The following is a 15,488-nucleotide window of genomic DNA, read 5'->3' on the forward strand; positions in this document are numbered from 1 at the left end:
CGACGTAATAAATTCGGCCTTCAAACCGACGAAAATTCGGCGTTAGGCAGTGTTCTCCTTCGAATCGAATGCCTCGATCCAGAACAGACACGATTCGATACCAACCCGCCCCCCGCCCGTTTCCGCGCCGTCCACCCGAGGGCTAAGGTCTGCGCACATCGGTGACCCTGTCACCACGTTGTCCGTACCCCCAAGGACGAGGTGAAGCACCATGCGTGCATCCAGGCCGAAGGTCGCAATCGCGGCCGTCGCGGTCGCGGCCCTCGCGGTTGCAGGCTGCGCCGAGAGCGACCGTGAAAGTGGCTCCGGAGGAGATAGCAAGAAGGACACCCTCGTCTTCGGCGTCGCCGGAGACCCGAAGGTGCTCGACCCCAGCTTCGCCAGCGACGGTGAGTCGCTGCGCGTGGCGCGCCAGGTCTTCGAGACGCTGGTCCGTCCGGAGGAGGGCGGCACCAAGGTGACGCCGGGCCTCGCGGAGTCCTGGACGCCGGACGCGGCGGGCACCACCTGGACCTTCAAGCTCCGCTCGGGCGTGAAGTTCCACGACGGCACCGACTTCAACGCCGAAGCCGTCTGCGCCAACTTCGACCGCTGGTACAACGCCAAGGGCCTCATGCAGAGCCCGGACGTGACCGCGTACTGGCAGGACGTCATGGGCGGGTTCGCCAAGAACGAGAACCCGGACCTGCCGCCGAGCCTCTTCAAGTCGTGCACCGCCAAGGACGCCACCACTGTGGACCTGGCGTTCACCCGGGTCTCCAGCAAGATCCCGGCCGCGCTCATGCTGCCGTCGTTCTCGATGCAGAGCCCGAAGGCGATGGAGCAGTACGACGCCAGCAACGTGACCGGCACCGCCGAGGACATCAAGTACCCGGCGTACGCGATGGAGCACCCGACCGGCACCGGCCCGTTCAAGTTCAAGGCGTGGGACGTCGCGAACAAGACGCTCACCATCGAGCGCAACGACGACTACTACGGCGACAAGGCCAAGCTGAAGACCATCATCTTCAAGACGATCTCGGACGAGAACGCCCGCAAGCAGGCGCTCCGCTCGGGTGACATCCAGGGCTACGACCTCGTCGGCCCGGCCGACGTGGAGCCGCTGAAGAAGGAGGGCTTCAACGTCCTCACCCGGCCCGCCTTCAACATCCTCTACCTGGCGATCAACCAGAAGGGGAACCCGAAGCTGGCCGACCTCAAGGTCCGGCAGGCCATCGCGCACGCCCTGAACCGGCAGGCGCTCGTCGACTCGAAGCTGCCCCCGGGCGCGAAGGTCGCGATGAACTTCTTCCCGGACACCGTCGAGGGCTGGAACGGCGACGTCACCAAGTACGACTACGACCCGGCCAAGGCGAAGGCCCTGCTGGCCGAGGCCGGCGCGTCGAACCTGACGCTGAAGTTCCACTACCCGACCGAGGTCACCCGGCCGTACATGCCGAACCCGAAGGACATCTTCGAGCTGCTCTCGGCGGACCTCAAGGCGGTCGGCATCAACGTCCAGGCCATCCCGCTGAAGTGGAGCCCGGACTACCTCAACGCCACCACCTCCGGCAACAAGCACGACCTGCACTTCCTCGGCTGGACCGGTGACTACGGCGACGCGTACAACTTCATCGGCACCTTCTTCGACCGCCCGAAGGACGAGTGGGGCTTCAACAACCCCCAGCTCTTCGAGCAGTTCAAGGACGCCGACACCACCGCCGACGCGGCGGCCCGGACGGAGAAGTACAAGGCACTGAACAAGACGATCATGGACTTCCTGCCGGGTGTGCCGATCTCGCACTCCCCGCCGGCGATCGTGTTCGGCAAGGACGTGACCGGGATCAAGGCGAGCCCGCTCACCGACGAGCGGTACGCGACCGCAGAGTTCAAGTGATCTGAAGGCACCGTACGCGGGCGGGCGCTGTGACCACAGCGCCCGCCCGCACCCCTCCGCACCCCCTCCGAGGCGCCCGTGTTCCGGTTCATCGTCAGACGCCTGCTACAGCTGATACCCACGCTGTTCGGGCTCTCCGTCCTGCTGTTCATCTGGCTCCGCCGACTTCCCGGCGGTCCCGAGACCGCGATCCTCGGTGAACGGGGCACGCCCGAGACGCGCGCCGCGATCCGGCGCAACCTCGGCCTCGACGAGCCGATCCTGGTCCAGTACGCCCGCTTCCTGCGGCGGATGATCCGGCTCGACCTGGGCACCTCGACCGGTACGAAGCGGGCGGTCACCACGGAGTTCCTGGAGCGGTTCCCCGGCACCGTCGAGCTGACGATCATGGCCATGGTGCTGGCGATCGGCATCGGGATCCCGCTCGGCTACCTCGCGGCACGCCGCCGCGGCCGGTTCCTGGACCACGCCTCGGTCGGCGGATCGCTCATCGGCATCTGCATCCCGGTCTTCTTCCTGGCGTACGTGCTCAAGGCGATCTTCGCCGAGAACCTGGGCTGGTTCCCCTCCAGCGGCCGGCAGGACCCGACCATCGGCGCGACCCGGGTCACCAACTTCTTCGTCCTCGACGGGATCATGACCCGCGAGTGGGACGCCGCCGCCGACGCGCTCTGGCACCTCGTGCTGCCGGGCATCGCGCTGGCGAGCATCCCGCTCGCGATCATCGTCCGGATCACCCGGGCCAGCGTCCTGGAGGTGCTCAACGAGGACTTCGTCCGGACCGCCGAGGCCAAGGGCCTGACCGAGCGGACCGTACGCCGCCGGCACGTGCTGCGTAACGCCATGCTGCCGGTGGCCACCTCGATCGGTCTGCAGACCGGTCTCCTGCTCTCCGGCGCGGTGCTCACCGAGACCGTGTTCGCCTTCAGCGGCATCGGCGCGTTCGTCGCCGAGTCGATCAGCCAGCGCGACTATCCGGTGCTGATGGGCTTCATCATGATCATTGCGGTGGTGTACGTGCTGGTGAATCTCCTGGTCGACCTCTCCTACAGCGTGATCGACCCGAGGGTGAGGGTGCGATGACCATCACCGGAGGAAAGAAGCGCGAGAAGATCGACCGGCTCGCCGAGCTGTCCGCCCGCGAGGACGAGCAGGGGGTGAGCCTCTGGAAGGAGGCGTTCCGCCGCCTGCGGCGCAACCCGGCGGCCATCATCGGCGTGGTCATCCTGGCCGTCTTCGTCCTAGTCGCGGTGATCGGGCCGTTCTTCGTCCCGTACAGCCCGACGGACTCCATCGGCATCCGGGAAGGGCTGGTCAAGTCCGGCCAGGGCATCATCCCGGGCGCCTCCGCCGACCACTGGCTCGGCTTCGACCACCAGGGCCGGGACGAGTTCAGCCGGCTGATCGTCGGGGCCCGGCAGACGCTGCTGGTCGGCGTGGTCTCCACCCTGATCGGTCTCGCCGTCGGCGCGCTGATCGGCGGCGTCGCCGGCGCGGCGGCCGGGCTGGGCGGACGCTGGGGCCGCTGGATCGACACCACCCTGATGCGCTTCATCGACATGCTGCTGGCCATGCCGAGCCTGCTGCTCGCGGTGAGCATCGCGGCGCTGCTCGGCGCCAGCCTCACCACCGTGATGATCGCTGTCGGTGTGGTGTCCGTGCCGATCTTCGCCCGGTTGCTGCGCGGCTCGATGATCGCGCAGTCCAACAGCGACTACGTGCTGGCGGCGACGGCGCTCGGCGTGAAGCGGTCGAAGATCGCCCTCACCCACGTGGTGCCGAACTCGATCGCCCCGGTCATCGTCCAGGCCACGCTGACGCTGGCGACCGCGATCATCGAGGCCGCCGCGCTCTCCTTCCTCGGCCTCGGCAACCCCGACTCGGCCATCCCGGAGTGGGGCGTCATGCTCGCCGACGCGCAGCCGTACCTGGGCATCCGGCCGGGCCTGGCGATCTACCCGGCGCTCGGCATCATCATCACCGCGCTCGGCTTCACCCTGCTCGGCGAGGCGATGCGCGAGGCCCTCGACCCGAAGCTGCGGAAGTAGGTCAGTCAGTCATGGCACTGCTCGAAGTGGACGACCTCTCCGTCACGTTCGCCCGTCGTGGGCAGCGCACCGTGCACGCGGTGGACGGGGTGTCCTTCTCGGTCGACGCCGGTGAGGTGGTCGGCCTGGTCGGCGAGTCCGGCTGCGGCAAGAGCGTCACGTCGCTGGCGATCATGGGCCTGCTACCCAAGCAGCCGGGCCTGCGGGTCGGCGGCAAGGCGGTCTTCGACGGCACCGACCTGCTCCAGCTCGACGACCGGTCCCGCCGCGACATCCGCGGCCGGGACGTGGCGATGATCTTCCAGGACCCGCTCTCCTCGCTGAACCCGGTCATCCCGATCGGGCTGCAGGTGACCGAGGTGCTGGCCCGCCACCGGGGGATGAAGGGTGAGGCGGCCGCCAAGGAGGCCGCCGCCCTGCTCGACCGGGTGGGCATCCCGGACCCGCGTCGCCGGCTCAAGGAGTACCCGCACCAGCTCTCCGGCGGCATGCGGCAGCGGGCGCTGATCGCCATGGCGGTCGCCTGCCAGCCCCGGCTGCTGATCGCCGACGAGCCGACCACCGCGCTCGACGTCACCATCCAGGCGCAGATCCTGGAGCTGCTCAAGGACCTGGTCCGCGACTCCGGCACCGCGCTGGTGATGATCACCCACGACCTCGGCGTGGTCGCCGGCATGTGCGACACCATCAACGTTCTCTACGCCGGCCGGGTGGTGGAGACGGCCACCCGCCGTCCGCTGTTCCGCCAGCCCCGGCACCCGTACACCGAGGGGTTGCTCGGTTCGGTGCCCCGCCTGGACGCCGGCCGCGGCGAACGGCTGAACCCCATCCCCGGCTCGGTGCGTGACGTGCTGCCCTGGCCGGACGGCTGCGCGTTCGCCCCGCGCTGCGCCCGCCGCGTCGACGAGTGCGTGGGCGAGCCGCCGGAGATGGTGCTCACCCACGACGCGCGCAGCTACCGCTGCGTCAACCCGGTGCCGATCCCCGGCCTGACCCCGGAGTCGGACGTCCGCGCCACCGCGCCGACGACCGCCGAGCCGGGTACGGTGCCGGCCCAGGCCGAGCCGGCCGACCCGCCCGCGGCGCCCGGTTTCGGACCGGCTCCGCGCGAGGAGGAGACCCCATGAGCGACAACGACATCCTCGTCGAGGTCCGCGACCTGAAGGTGCACTTCCCGATCCGCCGGGGTGTGCTCTTCGACCGGACCGTCGGGCACGTCAAGGCCGTCGACGGGGTCGACCTGAGCATCCCGCGCGGCAAGACGTACGGGCTGGTGGGCGAGTCGGGCTGCGGCAAGTCCACGCTCGGCCGGGCGCTGCTCCAGCTCAACCCGCCGACCAGCGGCGAGGTGAAGTTCGACGGCGTCGAGTTGACCACGCTGCCGGCCGGAAAGCTGCGGACGATGCGCCGCCGGATGCAGATGATCTTCCAGGACCCGATGTCCAGCCTGGACCCGCGGCAGAACGTCGAGTCGATCCTCACCGAGGGCCTCCAGACCCACGGCATCGGCACCGACCGGAACGACCGGCGGCGGATCATCGGCGAGACGCTCGACGCCGTCGGCCTGCCGAAGTGGGCGCTGTCCCGCTACCCGCACGAGTTCTCCGGCGGCCAGCGCCAGCGCATCGGCATCGCCCGCGCGCTCGTCCTGGGCCCGGAGCTGATCGTCGCCGACGAGCCGGTCTCCGCGCTGGACGTGTCGATCCAGGCGCAGGTGGTGAACCTGCTGGACGAACTCCAGGACAGCCTCGGCCTGACCTACCTGGTCATCGCGCACGACCTGGCGGTGGTGCGGCACATCTCCGACATCGTCGGCGTGATGTACCTGGGCGCGCTGGTCGAGGAGGCGCCGAGCGACCGGCTCTACACCGAGCCGCTGCACCCGTACACCCGGGCGCTGATGTCGGCGGTCCCGGTGCCGGACCCGGACGTGGAGGACCGGCGCGAGCGCATCCTGCTCGCGGGGGACCTGCCGTCGCCGGCCAACCCGCCGTCGGGCTGCCGGTTCCACACCCGCTGCCCGTGGGCGCAGCCGACCCGCTGCGCCGACGAGCGGCCGGAGCTGCGCCAGATCGGCGCCAGCCGGGTCGCCTGCCACTGGGCCGAGCAGATCGCCGCCGGTGAGCTGCGCCCGCACGAGGTGACCGCGAAGATCACCCGGCCGGAGGGCGAGGGTGAGGAGCCGGGCGTGGTCTCCGCGCCCAGCGAGCCCGGCTCGTACGTCTGATCCGACAAAGGCGCGTCCCCACCGGGCCGGGTGGGGACGCGCCTTTTGTCTGTCGGTCAGCCCTCGGGGCGGTTGAGCAGCCCCACCGCGATCGTGTGCACGGCGTCCAGCGCCGCCGGGTCGGCCAGCGGCGCGGAACCGCCGGTGACCGCGTACCACTCGTCGGCGTCCTTGTACTGCACCCGCAGCGTCACCCGGCCGTCGGCGTGCTCGGTGCGCAGCGTCAGCTCGCCGGTCACCACGCCCACCTCGTCGGTCATGACCCCGCCCGGACCGGGGACGATGTCGGTGGTCCGGTCCGCCGGTCCGGCCGGCGCGCCCCCGGCCGGCGCCCCCGGCACCGCGTCGGCGGTCATGCCCGCCCCGGCGACGTCCGCCGACTCCGGCTGCCGGCCGTCCGCCGTCATCCCGGCCGAGGCCGGACCGGCGGGTGCGGCGTCTGTCTCCGGCGTGCCCGCCGGGGCCGGTGTGGCATCCGGCCCGGTCACGGTTTGCTCGCCCATGTGCAGCCCTCCAGCATGTCGGTGAGAGCGGCCTTCTCGGCACTTGTCACAGTCAGCCGCCAGTAGTGCTTGACCGTCACCCAGTCCGCCGCGTACTGACACCAGGACGACCGGTTCGGCGGCTTCCACTGGGACGGATCCTGGTCACCCTTTGCCCGGTTGGACCGCGCCGAAACCGCGATGAGCTGCGGCCGGGTCAGGTCGTTGGCGAAGTCGCCACGCTTCGAGTCGTCCCACTCGTCCGCGCCCGACCGCCACGCGGCGGCCAACGGCACCGTGTGGTCGATGTCCACGCCCGACGGATCGGTCAGCACCACCCCGTCGTAGACGCTCTCCCACCGGCCACCCACCACGTTGCAGCCGGACAGCTTGATGTCCTCGCCGTCGCGCTGCAGCACGCTGTCGCGTACGTCGCAGTTCTTGCCGGTGCCCCGCCAGTGCGGGAAGCGGGAACGGCTGTAGCCCTTCATCGACCCGGCGGTGGCCACTGTCAGCTCACCGAGCTGCTTGTTGACGTTCCCGGCGGCGCTCGGCGGCGCCTCCGGCTCGGTGACCGACACCTCGCAGCCGGCCACGCCGAGGGCGAGCACCGCGCTCAGCGCGGCCGCCAGCCCGGCTCGGGCTCCTGATCTCGTACGCACAGACGACACCTCTCCAGCTTGCGTGCTCCGGGCGAGTCCGCACAGTACCCGGCGGCGGTTTCTGCGATTCGTGGCGTCGAGGATGGGCGGCGGGCAGAGTGGTGAGACGTGACCGCACCCGCACCCGCTCCCGCGCTGCGTACCGGCTCCGCCGCCGGACGCGGCACGCTGCTCGCCGCGATCCTCGCCTCCGGCATGGTGTTCCTCGACAGCACTGTCGTCAACGTCGCGCTGCCGCGCCTCGGCGCGGAGCTGGACGCCACCGTCGCCGGTCTGCAGTGGACCGTGAACGGCTACCTGCTCATGCTTGCCGCGTTCGTGCTGCTCGGCGGCGCGCTCGGGGACCGGTTCGGGCGGCGGCGCATATTCCTGCTCGGCGTGGTCTGGTTCGCGGTGGCGTCGGTGCTCTGCGGGCTCGCCCAGGACACCGGCTGGCTCATCGCCGCCCGGTTCCTCCAGGGCGCCGGCGGGGCGCTGCTCACCCCCGGGTCGCTGTCGGTGCTCCAGGCCAGCTTCCACCCGGACGACAGGGGCCGGGCCATCGGCACCTGGTCCGGACTGTCCGGCGTGTCCACAGCGCTCGGCCCGCTGCTCGGCGGCTGGCTCATCGACACGCTCTCCTGGCGGTGGATCTTCTTCGTCAACCTGCCGTTGGCCGTGGGCGTGGTGTTCGCCGCGCTGCGCTGGGTGCCGGAGAGCCGCGACGAGGCGGCGTCTCGTACCGGAAAGGGGCGGCGGTTCGACGTGGCCGGTGCGCTGCTCGGCGCGCTCGCGCTCGGCGGAGTCACGTACGCGCTGATCGACGCCCCGGCGCGCGGCGCCTCCCCGGCGGTGCTGGTCGCGGCAGTGCTCGGGGTGGTCGCCGTGGTGGTGTTCGTGCTGGTCGAGCGGCGGCGCGGCGACACCGCGATGCTGCCCACCGGGCTGTTCTCCAGCCGGCTGTTCTCCGTGCTGAACGTCTTCACCGTCGTGGTGTACGCCGCGCTCGGCGGGTTCACCTTCTTCCTCGCCGTCTACCTGCAGAACGTGGTCGGCTGGTCGGCGCTGCTCACCGGCCTGGCCACCGTGCCGATGACGGTGCTGCTGCTGGTCGGCTCGCCGCGCGCGGGCGCGCTGTCGGCCCGCATCGGACCCCGGCTGCCGCTCACCGTCGGCCCGGTGATCGCCGCCGTGGGTCTGCTGCTGCTGCGCCGGGTCGGGCCTGGTGCGTCGTACTGGGTGGACGTGCTGCCGGGCGTGGCGCTGTTCGGCGCCGGGCTCACGCTCGTGGTCGCGCCGCTGACCACGTCGGTGCTCGGCGCGGTCTCGGACCGGTTCGCCGGGGTGGCGAGCGGCTTCAACAACGCCGCGTCCCGGGCCGGCGGCCTGCTCGCGGTGGCCGCGCTGCCGCTGCTGGTCGGGCTGTCCGGCACCGGGTACGAGCAGAAGGGCGCGCTGGCAGGCGCGTACCGGGGGGCGTTGGCGTGGTGCGCGGGGCTGCTGCTCGCCGGCGCGGTGCTAGCCGCCGTGCTGATCCACCGCCCCGGGCGCAAGCGTTAAGAAGGGCCCCCTCCTATGCAGAATGCGTTAAGAAGGGGCCCTTCCTTACACCTCAGGCGCGGGTGCGGTTCACCGCGCTCGTGACCGCCTTGATCGAGGCGGTGACGATGTTCGCGTCCACTCCGACGCCCCACACCGTACGGCCGTCCACCTCGCACTCCACGTACGCGGCGGCCTGCGCGTCCCCACCGGAGGACAGCGCGTGCTCGTGGTAGTCGAGCACCCGTACCGCCACGCCCAGGGACTGCAGCGCGTTGACGTACGCGTCGATCGGGCCGTTGCCGACGGAGGTCAGCGCGCGGGTCTCCCCGCCGAAGCCGACGCGGGCGTCGATCTCGACCTTGCCGTCGACGGTGCCGATGGTGTACTCGGCCAGCTTCACGGCCGGGTCGACCTGGTGGTCGACCAGGTAGTTGCGGGCGAAGATCTCCCACATGGCGCCCGGCTCGACCTCGCCGCCGTCGTGGTCGGTGACCTGCTGCACCACGCCGGAGAACTCGATCTGGAGGCGGCGCGGCAGGTCGAGCTGGTGCTCGGTCTTCATGATGTACGCGACGCCGCCCTTGCCGGACTGCGAGTTGACCCGGATGACCGCCTCGTAGGTGCGGCCCAGGTCCTTCGGGTCGATCGGCAGGTAGGGCACCGCCCAGGTGAAGTCGTCCACCGGCACCCCGGCCGCCGCCGCGTCGGCGTTCAGCGCGGCGAAGCCCTTGTTGATCGCGTCCTGGTGGGAGCCGGAGAACGCGGTGTAGACCAGGTCGCCCGCGTACGGGTGGCGCTCGTGCACCGGCAGCTGGTTGCAGTACTCGACGGCGCGCTTGATCTCGTCGATGTTCGAGAAGTCGATCATCGGGTCGATGCCCTGGGAGAACATGTTCAGGCCCAGCGTCACCAGGTCGACGTTGCCGGTGCGCTCACCGTTGCCGAACAGGCAGCCCTCGATCCGGTCCGCGCCGGCCAGCAGGCCCAGCTCGGCGGCGGCCACGCCGGTGCCCCGGTCGTTGTGCGGGTGCAGGCTCAGCACCAGGCTGTCCCGCCGGGGCAGGCGCCGGTGCATCCACTCGATCGAGTCGGCGTAGACGTTCGGCATGGCCATCTCGACCGTGGCCGGCAGGTTGATGATCAGCTTCCGGTCCGGCGTCGGGTCGATCACGTCGATCACCGCCGAGCAGACCTCCAGCGCGTACTCCAGCTCGGTGCCCGTGTACGACTCCGGCGAGTACTCGTAGTGGATGTCGGTGTCCGGGGTGTGGATCTCCGCGTACTTCTGGCACAGCCGCGCGCCCTGGGTGGCGATGTCGGTGATGCCGTCGCGGTCCAGGCCGAAGACCACCCGGCGCTGCAGCGTCGAGGTGGAGTTGTAGAAGTGCACGATGGCCCGGCGGGCGCCGCGCAGCGACTCGAAGGTCCGCTCGATCAGGTGCTCCCGGCACTGGGTCAGCACCTGGATGGTGACGTCCTCCGGGATCAGGTCCTGCTCGATCAGCTGCCGTACGAAGTCGTAGTCGGTCTGGCTCGCCGACGGGAAGCCGACCTCGATCTCCTTGTAGCCCATCTGCACCAGCAGCTGGAACATCCGGCGCTTACGCTCGGGCGACATCGGGTCGATCAGCGCCTGGTTGCCGTCGCGGAGGTCGACTGCGCACCAGCGGGGCGCGGCCTCGACGCGGCGGGTGGGCCAGGAGCGGTCCGGCAGGTCGACGCCGAACTCCCTGTCGTACGGGACGTAGCGGTGGACCGGCATCCGGCTGGGGCGCTGGCTGGCGAACGGATCGGTGGCGGTGACAGGTTGAGCCATCTCGGAGTGCTCCCTGGAACATGTGGCGTCAGCAGATCGGAAAGGTGTCGGCGGGCTGCCGGGCGACGGTGCGCGGCGGTGCCGAGAAGAAGATCGGATGTGCTGGACGGCGCGTAGCGACTCCGCGACGAGGTGCCGGCCGGTCAGGCCTCGTCGCGGCAGCCAAGGAGAAGGTACGCGCGCCACATGACAAGGTCACCCTACGTGGTGGGACGTGCGGTGGGAAGGCTGGTCCGGACTATGGGACCAGAGTCACGGAGCCGGAGGGCTTCGCCACGTCCGGTAGCCGAGGTGTCCGTTCCGCCCGGGTCACCGCGGGCACGATCGCCAGTCCGACGAGGATGAAGATCGCCGCGGCCGGGTACCAGCCCCAGCCGCCGGTGCTCACGCCGAGCGCGGTCAGCCCGGCCGGAGCGATCAGGAACTGCAACTGGGAGCCGAGCCCGAACGCGCCGACGTACGCGCCGCGCTGGGCGGCGGGTGGCAGCGTGGCGGTGAGTCCCCAGGCGCCCGCCGACTCGATCAGCTCCGCCAGGATGAGCAGTGTCGCGGCGGCCACCAGCGCGACCACGGTGAGCGCTCCCCGGGTCGCGCCGGAAATCGGCAGGACCAGGCAGAACAGGGCGATCAAAACCGCGCCCCGACGGGACGCCCGGGCCGCGCCCGGCGCGTCGTCCGCGCCCCGGCTGGCGCGTACCTGGAACAGCACGATCAGCACGGTGTTGAGCAGCACCAGCCCGGCGATGATCGTCTTCGGCGCGTCGGTGTGGGTGAGGATCCACAGCGGCATCACCGTCAGGTAGAGCGTCTGGTGCGCGGTGAGCAGCCCGGAGAGCAGCGCGACGGTCATGAACGGCCGGTCCCGCAGCACCGCCAGCCGGCTCATCGGCTCGGCCGTGCGGGTCACCTCCGGCAGCCGGGGCAGCCGGCGGACGAAACCGGCGGTCACCAGGAAGACCACGGCGATGAACCAGACCATCCCGCGGTACGCCCAGATCGTGTCGACGGCCAGCACCAGGCCGCTGATCAGCGCGCCCACCCCGAAGCCGACGTTCAGCGAGGAGCGCTGGTAGGCCATGGCGGTGACCCGTTCCTCCGGGCGCAGCACGTTGATCGAGTAGACCTGGCGGGCCACGCCGGTCGCCGCGCCCGTCACGGCCAGCGCGATCACCACCGCGAGGAACCCGGCGAAGCCGCCGACGAACGGGTACGCCGCGAACAGCGCCGCGTCCAGCAACAGGCAGACGATCCACACCCGCTGCGGCCCGTACCGGTCGGTGAGCCCGCCCAGCGGCACGGTGCCGAGCAGTGACGCGCCGGCGGCGAGGGAGAGGCCGAGACCCACCTGGGCCGGACTCAGCCCGAGCGCCCGGGTGAAGAACACGGCGCTGCCAGCCTGGAACAGTCCGGTGCCGACGGCGTAGACCATCGCCTGCACGGCCAGGGCGCGGGTCAGCCCGGCCGGTGGTACGACGTCGCGGACGGCGGTGCGGATGCTCTCTCTGGCCCCCATGACCGATGAGCAGATCGTGCCCCCCACGCGCCGGTCGAGCCTTTTAGGCTGAGTCGAATCGGGGGGTGCGCATGTCCGAGATGCGGTTCACGCTGGCCGACGTCGCGGGCGTGCGGTTCGGTGTGTCGCCGGCCAACGAGACGGTCATGAGCCTGTGGGCGCTCGCCGATCCGGCCCGCTATCCGGTGCACCTGCAGTGGATCGACCGGGCCCGGGCGACGCTGCGCCGCCCGGAGGTGGCCGAGCGCGTCGCTCCGCTGGTGCACCTCACCCTGCCGCGCCGCTGGCTGCCCGACTTCCTCACCCCGGCGGCCCGCCCGGGGGTGGAGATGGACGGCCAGCTCGACCAGATCGCCGCGACGCCGCCCGACGTGGTGGTCCGGGACCTGCTGGCGACCACGCCGAGCGGACCACTACGCCCGTTCGGGCGGGCGTTGCTCGCCGACCCGACCGAGCTGTTGCCGCCGCTCGTCGAGGCGATGCGGGTCTGGTACGACGAGGCGATCGCCTCGGACTGGCCGCGGATGCGAGCGGTGCTCGACGCCGACGTCGCGTACCGGGCGGCCCAGCTCGCCGAGGGCGGGACGGGGAATCTGTTCGAGCGGCTCCACCCCGGCCTGCGGTGGCTCGGCGACCGGGTGGTCAGCGACGACCCGTTCGAGCGGGACTTCGACCTGCGGGGGCGAGGGCTGGCGTTGAACCCGAGCGTGTTCAGCCGCCAGCGGGTGCTGTGGAACCTGCTGGAGGACTCGTTGCCGGCCGCGGCGTACCCGGTTCGGGCGGTCGGGACGCTGTGGGAACGCGGAGCTGAACCGGCCGGCGACGCGCTCGCCCGGGTGGTCGGCGGCGGTCGGGCCGCCCTGCTGAACCTGCTCGACGCGGCGACGACCACCACGGACCTCGCCCGGCTCACCGGGCTGTCCGCCGGGAACGTGTCCCAGCACCTCTCCGCGCTGCACGCCGCCGGTCTCGTCACCCGGTCCCGCGCCGGGCGGCACGTGCTCTACCGCAACACCGAGGTCGGTGCCGCGCTGCTCCGCGCCGCGCGTGGCGGCTGAGCGGAACGCGTCACGGCGCTCCCGGGCTCGGGGCGTCCCGGCTCACCGGCTCGCCGTCGGTCACCGCGCCGGCCAGCTCGACGGTGCCCGGCGCGGCGCCGGGCTCGCCGGTCAGCGTCAGCGTGCCGAAGCCGGCCCGGACCGCCGCCGGTGTGCCGTCCTCCCGGAAGCAGTAGATGCCCACGTCCAACGGCGCGTTCAGCGAGGCGGAGGTCGTGTCGACCGAGTAGCACCGGCCGGTGACGCTGGGCAGCGGCGCGGCGGGGGAGACAGCGAGCGGCGCGCGCCTGTCGGTCAGCACCTCCAGCCAGTCGGTGAACGGGTGCTGCACGCGGGGGTCCAGCCGGCGGGGCACCGCGTCGTCGGCGTCGCCGAGCCGGACACAGCTGGCCGCCTGCGTCCAGCCGGCCGAGGGCAGCGCGCACTGGAACAGCCCGTCGGAGGTGGCGGCGAGCGAGACGTCCACCGTCCCGTCCCGCCCCCAGCCGGGCACGTCGACCCGCCAGCTGCCGTCGTTGGCGCTGGTCACCGCCACCGTGCGGGGAGCGCCTTCGGCCGGGGTGAAGGAGTACGCGGCAGTGTGGTGCCGGTCCTGCGCGGCGGCGGCCAGCCCGGCCAGCTCGTCGCGGGCGGCGTCCACCTGCACCGGCACCGGGTCGGCGGAGCCGGTGGGCGCCGTCTCGGGCCGGTCGTTCACACAGGCGGCCAGCAGCGTCGGCAGGATGAGCGCGAGCGCGCCGGTCGCCCGGCGGGCCGCGCGTCGATGAGCGTGCACCGGCTCATTCTGCGTCGTCCGGGCGGCCGCGGACAGCCCACCGTACGGCTGTACCGCTTGGCGTGTCGCGTACTCCCGGGCTGGTGAGCCGCCCCACGCCGGGGCCGGATGGTGGGATCACCCGACCCGGCGTCGCGGGCCGCCCGATAGGCTGAGGCGGTCTGACACGCGCCGCCGGACCGAGAGACCCGGCGGCGTCGGCACGCTCAGGGTCGTCGCTGGGAGGGAGTGCACCGTCGTGGCACTCGTGGTGCAGAAGTACGGCGGGTCCTCCGTCGCCAACGCCGAGCGGATCAAGCGGGTGGCCGAGCGCATCGTGGCCGCGCGCAAGGCCGGCGACGACGTGGTCGTGGTGGTGTCCGCCATGGGCGACACCACCGACGAGCTGCTCGACCTCGCCAACCAGGTCAGCCCGCTGCCGCCCGGCCGCGAGCTGGACATGCTGCTCACCGCCGGGGAGCGGATCTCCATGGCGCTGCTCGCCATGGCCATCCACAACCTGGGGTACGAGGCCCGCTCGTTCACCGGTTCCCAGGCGGGCGTGATCACCACCTCGGTGCACGGCCGGGCCCGGATCATCGACGTGACCCCGGGGCGGCTCAAGGGCGCGCTGGACGAGGGCGCGGTGGTCATCGTCGCCGGCTTCCAGGGCGTCTCGCAGGACACCAAGGACGTCACCACGCTCGGGCGGGGCGGCTCGGACACCACCGCCGTGGCGCTCGCCGCCGCGCTGGAGGCGGACGTCTGCGAGATCTACACCGACGTGGACGGCATCTTCACCGCCGACCCGCGGATCGTGCCGAACGCCCGGCACATCACCCGGATCACCTACGAGGAGATGCTGGAACTGGCCGCCTGCGGCGCGAAGGTGCTGCATCTGCGCAGCGTTGAGTACGCGCGGCGCGCGGGCTTGCCGATCCACGTCCGTTCGTCATACTCGACCAACACCGGCACGATGGTCACCGGATCGATGGAGGACCTTCCTGTGGAACAGGCACTGATCACCGGGGTCGCCCACGACCGCAGCGAAGCGAAGATCACGATCGTCGGCGTGCCCGACGAGCCGGGCGCCGCCGCGCGCATCTTCGACACGGTCGCCGGCGCGGAGATCAACATCGACATGATCGTGCAGAACGTGTCCACCGAGGGCACCGGCCGCACCGACATCTCGTTCACGCTGCCCAAGGCGGACGGCCCGACCGCGATGACCGCGCTCAGCAAGATCCAGGAGACGGTCAAGTTCAAGGGCCTGCTCTACGACGACCACGTCGGCAAGGTCAGCCTGATCGGCGCCGGCATGCGCTCGCACCCGGGCGTGGCCGCCGGCTTCTTCGCCGCCCTCGGCGCGGCCGGCGTCAACATCGAGATGATCTCCACCTCGGAGATCCGGGTCTCCGTGGTCTGCCGCGACACCGACCTGGACAAGGCGGTCCGCGCCATCCACGACGCCTTCGAGCTGGGTGGTGACACCGAAGCCGTCGTCTACGCCGGCACCGGGCGGTAACGCGCC

At 71.4% G+C, this 15,488-nt stretch carries 13 protein-coding genes; 8 read left to right on the forward strand and 5 right to left on the reverse strand.

The window, feature by feature from the left end; genetic code table 11:
• Nucleotides 1-211: 211 nt before the first annotated feature.
• From HA073_RS25730 to HA073_RS25750, 5 genes are all read left to right on the forward strand, one after another.
• Complete coding sequence (locus HA073_RS25730) at nucleotides 212-1,876, forward strand: ABC transporter substrate-binding protein (protein WP_166457493.1); 1,665 nt, start codon at nucleotides 212-214, stop codon at nucleotides 1,874-1,876.
• Nucleotides 1,877-1,954: 78 nt separating this feature from the next.
• Nucleotides 1,955-2,959, forward strand: a complete 1,005-nt coding sequence (locus tag HA073_RS25735) for an ABC transporter permease (protein WP_166457494.1) — start codon at nucleotides 1,955-1,957, stop codon at nucleotides 2,957-2,959.
• Entirely contained in the window at nucleotides 2,956-3,924 is a 969-nt protein-coding gene (locus HA073_RS25740) for an ABC transporter permease (protein ID WP_043327839.1), read from the forward strand. The genes HA073_RS25735 and HA073_RS25740 overlap by 4 nt, the downstream gene beginning before the upstream one ends.
• Nucleotides 3,925-3,935: 11 nt before the next feature.
• Complete coding sequence (locus HA073_RS25745; protein ID WP_166457495.1) at nucleotides 3,936-5,051, forward strand: ABC transporter ATP-binding protein; 1,116 nt, start codon at nucleotides 3,936-3,938, stop codon at nucleotides 5,049-5,051.
• The gene (locus HA073_RS25750; RefSeq protein ID WP_166457496.1) at nucleotides 5,048-6,151 is read left to right on the forward strand and encodes an ABC transporter ATP-binding protein; all 1,104 of its coding nucleotides are present in this window, start codon (nucleotides 5,048-5,050) and stop codon (nucleotides 6,149-6,151) included. Before HA073_RS25745 ends, HA073_RS25750 begins: the two co-directional genes overlap by 4 nt.
• Nucleotides 6,152-6,207: 56 nt before the next feature.
• On the opposite strand, the gene HA073_RS25755 is transcribed toward HA073_RS25750, so the two are convergent.
• Both HA073_RS25755 and HA073_RS25760 read right to left on the reverse strand, forming a co-directional pair.
• Nucleotides 6,208-6,654, reverse strand: a complete 447-nt coding sequence (locus HA073_RS25755) for a hypothetical protein (protein ID WP_069089553.1) — start codon at nucleotides 6,652-6,654, stop codon at nucleotides 6,208-6,210.
• Entirely contained in the window at nucleotides 6,636-7,295 is a 660-nt protein-coding gene (locus HA073_RS25760; RefSeq protein ID WP_069089554.1) for an HNH endonuclease family protein, read from the reverse strand. Before HA073_RS25760 ends, HA073_RS25755 begins: the two co-directional genes overlap by 19 nt.
• 108 nt (nucleotides 7,296-7,403) lie before the next feature.
• Here HA073_RS25760 and HA073_RS25765 point away from each other — a divergent pair, with 108 nt between their 5' ends.
• Complete coding sequence (locus tag HA073_RS25765) at nucleotides 7,404-8,834, forward strand: MFS transporter (RefSeq protein WP_104114936.1); 1,431 nt, start codon at nucleotides 7,404-7,406, stop codon at nucleotides 8,832-8,834.
• Between the two features lie 52 nt (nucleotides 8,835-8,886).
• Here HA073_RS25765 and leuA read toward each other — a convergent pair whose 3' ends face one another.
• Entirely contained in the window at nucleotides 8,887-10,632 is a 1,746-nt protein-coding gene (leuA, locus tag HA073_RS25770) for a 2-isopropylmalate synthase (protein ID WP_113973603.1), read from the reverse strand.
• 238 nt (nucleotides 10,633-10,870) lie between these two features.
• On the reverse strand, nucleotides 10,871-12,145 hold the full coding sequence (locus HA073_RS25775; protein ID WP_166457497.1) for an MFS transporter: 1,275 nt from the start codon (nucleotides 12,143-12,145) through the stop codon (nucleotides 10,871-10,873).
• A gap of 71 nt (nucleotides 12,146-12,216) precedes the next feature.
• Between HA073_RS25775 and HA073_RS25780 the strand changes: the two genes are divergently transcribed.
• Nucleotides 12,217-13,203 (forward strand): DUF5937 family protein, encoded by a 987-nt coding sequence (locus HA073_RS25780; protein WP_166457498.1) that lies wholly within the window; start codon nucleotides 12,217-12,219, stop codon nucleotides 13,201-13,203.
• A 10-nt stretch (nucleotides 13,204-13,213) separates the two neighbouring features.
• On the opposite strand, the gene HA073_RS25785 is transcribed toward HA073_RS25780, so the two are convergent.
• Entirely contained in the window at nucleotides 13,214-13,978 is a 765-nt protein-coding gene (locus tag HA073_RS25785; RefSeq protein WP_166457499.1) for a hypothetical protein, read from the reverse strand.
• A 238-nt stretch (nucleotides 13,979-14,216) separates the two neighbouring features.
• Between HA073_RS25785 and HA073_RS25790 the strand changes: the two genes are divergently transcribed.
• On the forward strand, nucleotides 14,217-15,482 hold the full coding sequence (locus tag HA073_RS25790) for an aspartate kinase (protein ID WP_030502103.1): 1,266 nt from the start codon (nucleotides 14,217-14,219) through the stop codon (nucleotides 15,480-15,482).
• Nucleotides 15,483-15,488 lie beyond the last annotated feature (6 nt).

Source organism: Micromonospora sp. CMU55-4 (assembly GCF_011602315.1).
Taxonomy (GTDB): Bacteria; Actinomycetota; Actinomycetes; order Mycobacteriales; family Micromonosporaceae; genus Micromonospora; species Micromonospora chalcea.

What these genes read in the sequence shown, in the direction of transcription:
- HA073_RS25775 (WP_166457497.1), bottom strand. Translation starts at nt 12,145, where the DNA reads ATGGGGGCCAGAGAGAGCATCCGCACCGCCGTCCGCGACGTCGTACCA.
- leuA (WP_113973603.1), bottom strand. Translation starts at nt 10,632, where the DNA reads ATGGCTCAACCTGTCACCGCCACCGATCCGTTCGCCAGCCAGCGCCCC.
- HA073_RS25780 (WP_166457498.1), top strand. Translation starts at nt 12,217, where the DNA reads ATGTCCGAGATGCGGTTCACGCTGGCCGACGTCGCGGGCGTGCGGTTC.
- HA073_RS25755 (WP_069089553.1), bottom strand. Translation starts at nt 6,654, where the DNA reads ATGGGCGAGCAAACCGTGACCGGGCCGGATGCCACACCGGCCCCGGCG.
- HA073_RS25730 (WP_166457493.1), top strand. Translation starts at nt 212, where the DNA reads ATGCGTGCATCCAGGCCGAAGGTCGCAATCGCGGCCGTCGCGGTCGCG.
- HA073_RS25745 (WP_166457495.1), top strand. Translation starts at nt 3,936, where the DNA reads ATGGCACTGCTCGAAGTGGACGACCTCTCCGTCACGTTCGCCCGTCGT.
- HA073_RS25750 (WP_166457496.1), top strand. Translation starts at nt 5,048, where the DNA reads ATGAGCGACAACGACATCCTCGTCGAGGTCCGCGACCTGAAGGTGCAC.
- HA073_RS25740 (WP_043327839.1), top strand. Translation starts at nt 2,956, where the DNA reads ATGACCATCACCGGAGGAAAGAAGCGCGAGAAGATCGACCGGCTCGCC.